Origin of the sequence: Sulfobacillus harzensis (assembly GCF_012933365.1) — a bacterium.
Classification (GTDB): domain Bacteria; phylum Bacillota; class Sulfobacillia; order Sulfobacillales; family Sulfobacillaceae; genus Sulfobacillus_B; species Sulfobacillus_B harzensis.
The window spans coordinates 1-2905 of sequence record NZ_JABBVZ010000205.1; the positions used below are offsets into that span (position 1 = coordinate 1).

Genomic DNA, 2905 nt, shown 5'->3' on the forward strand with positions numbered 1-2905 from the left:
TGGCTATCCCACTTGAATGGGGTAATTCGCAGGAGCAGGACTTTCACCTGCAAGCTTCTGTACCTGCCAGTCGCACGTAGGTTCCCGGTCGCAATACGACCGGGAATCCGGGGAACACGACGCCGCGGGCATGCGGCGGCACCACCACGGCAAGGTCCGGCCAGTCGACATGCCCGAGCATCGTCTGTTGCGTCCACGCCGGAATTTCCCACACCGAGCTCCGGGGTTGCCAGCCGTTGCCCACCGCACTGGGACGGCTTGCCCCAAAGTGGCGCATCCCTTGCACCACGAAGACCCCGCCCTGGTGCTCGGTCACCCGGTATCCGGCGCGAAGGGATTCCGCAATGATGTCCGCCATATACGGCGTGACCGGGCGTTCCGCAAGAATCGCGGTCGGCCGAACCCCGCCCCGGTCTGCTTCCCGCCAGAGCAACGGCAAGGGATCGATAAACTGATGGGGTGCTTGCTCCCGCGCGATGCCCAGCACGCGAAACCGATACGCCCACGGGCCTAAGCGATTTTGCGTCCAGACCACTGCGTGGCGGGGAATGTGCTGCACGGCGGCTTCAACTGCGGGGAGGGTGCGGTTCGTCGCCGCCAACTCCGGGAGGATGACCGATCCCACGAAGAGCGCTTCAATCATTACGGTGGCCACTGCCACGCCAAACAGCAGACGCGGTTGCTGGGCGCGAAACCGCGCCAGGGCCTCTCCCAGGGCGAGAAAGGCCCATCCCGCCAGGATGACTTGGTATTGGTCATTAATCTGCTGTTGCGCGGGGAACGCCGACAGCGCGTTCAGCGCGACGAGACTCAACAGGGCCGGCACGCTGGCCGATCCTAACAGCGATAGGCCCAACACCGGCTCCAAAATCCAAAACGCGTAAGGACCTTCTTGCAGGAGATGGTGAACCACCGCCGGGAAATGCGTGACGATCCCCAGAAGGATGCCGCTAAAGCCATGCCCCAAATAGCCATACAAGGCCAGGTTGATCTTTTCGGTGCCCCCCTGAAAGTAGCGCGGAAAGATGACGTCCATTTCAAGGAAGAACAACCCCACACTGCTTGCCACGGTGATCAGGCCATCCCGCCATCGCTTCCGGTACACGAGGAGCCCAAGGCCCCATCCCGCAATGGAGATGAGCGCCATGTTTTTGGCTACCGCCGCCAAGGCGAGCAAAATGTAATAGCCCCCCTTTCGGTCGGTCGTGTAATAGACATACGCCCAGACTAACAACGGCAAGGCCAGAAAATCGGGATGAAAGTCAAATTGGCTGCCTCCCAGGATCGCCGGATAGAGGAGAAAGAGGATGGCAAGGATGCTCGCCGTCCATTCAGCTAAGTGGTTGAGGATGGCTGCCCGATAAATGCCCCAGGCGGCCCAAGCTGTGCCCAAAGCCTGGAGCCCAAAGAGGAAGGATGCGCCGCCTAAAAATCGAAAGCCGTACGCCAACGGATAGATGAACACCGAGCCGTCATTCGCAAAGGCGGGGGTTTGAAACACCGTGGAAAAGGCCCACCAGTCCCCGTGAGTGATTTTCCAGAACTCTTGCTCGAAGTCGCCCAAGTCCATCGTGCTGGCCTGCAAGGTATAGAACTTATGCAGGGAGACCCACATCTGAAGGGCGCCGAAGAGCACGATGACGATCAGGAGAAGGGCGGCTGGGGGGCGCAGACGAAGACGCCGGACTAGCGAATGCGACTGTATCGAATACCACTGCACGGTGTCGAACCTCTCATTCCGGATTCCAACCATCTCTTTTCATCGTACCGTGAACAGTTAGCGGCGACCATTTTTTTAGGTTGGAATACCGGTTCCCCAGGGCGGACGAGTTACACAGGTGACGCTGGTACAGGGGGCAAATCCCGTTGACAATGGGGACAGACGGTTGCGCCGTGGCGCACCGGTTCCTGGCAAAAGGGACAAGCAAAACCGTGACGCAGGGCCTCCTGCCGTAGTGCATCCGGGGTTGGGTTGATCATGGCAATAATAATGGCCCCAATCCAGCCGAACACAATACCCAGCAACACACCGATGCCGCCACGGCCTTTGTGAGCCCCGATGTTGCCCGCCACGACGATAGGCGCAACCCAGAACGCCAGGGCGAGCAGTATGATGAGTGCAACCATGTCCATTAAACCTCTGCTTTCCATCAGCTAACCCCCTAATGACGGTCTCCACCCCGTTGGCGCGCTTACAGGAACACCGCACGCCCATGTAATCTTCGAGAGGCTTCAGTCAGAATGCTCCACTGCCCCGGTCGAAACTAGTCCGCGCTGGCGGGCCATGCCGAACGGCCTCGGTTCTAAAGATCCATTTAAGCGGCACAGGAATGCCGCGATGGAACTTCGGCCACCGCACTTGGTGGTTCGCAGGTATTTCGCCACTCAACGAACAGTATGGGTACGACGGCAGACGAAAAAGGCCTATCGACCCCGTCGCATGAGGGACCTTGGGACGGGACCCTGTCGCAAAAACCAGTCGGATAATGGAGGATTCCTGGAAATCTGGAGAAGCGTGGTAAATATGGGCTTGTTTGGACCAGGTGAGTCGAATAGGCATCGGTTCGTAAGTGTCAGTGTTGTGGACCACCGGTTGATTGTATCCCAACGCGGCATGAATCGGGGCATCGTGGGACGGTCGGCCCCGGGTGATTGAATATGGGGATTCCACGCCTAGTCCCGGCGGTTGGTCGCATTCGACCGCGTTGCAATAGCGTTACCCACCTTTGCCCATTCAGCGGACCCCATGTTGGTGGCCCCTTGGGCGCGGGTCCATCTGACTCCATATCGCCGGTAAACGGTGAGGGCGGACTTTGCAACCTGGTACAGCCTAGGAGAGTTTTCATAAAGTCTCCCGGGAGCGTCGACCTGGCGGAACGCGCCAAGATTTTGCGATCGCAGCCAG

At 59.2% G+C, this 2905-nt stretch carries 2 protein-coding genes; both read right to left on the minus strand.

What is annotated here, in order from left to right; genetic code table 11:
• Window positions 1–43 precede the first annotated feature (43 nt).
• A complete protein-coding gene (locus HIJ39_RS22265; RefSeq protein ID WP_169103233.1) occupies window positions 44–1720 on the minus strand; it encodes a DUF2079 domain-containing protein in 1677 nt (558 codons plus the stop codon).
• Window positions 1721–1830: 110 nt separating this feature from the next.
• The gene (locus HIJ39_RS22270) at window positions 1831–2151 is read right to left on the minus strand and encodes a zinc ribbon domain-containing protein (RefSeq protein WP_169103234.1); all 321 of its coding nucleotides are present in this window, start codon (window positions 2149–2151) and stop codon (window positions 1831–1833) included.
• Window positions 2152–2905 lie beyond the last annotated feature (754 nt).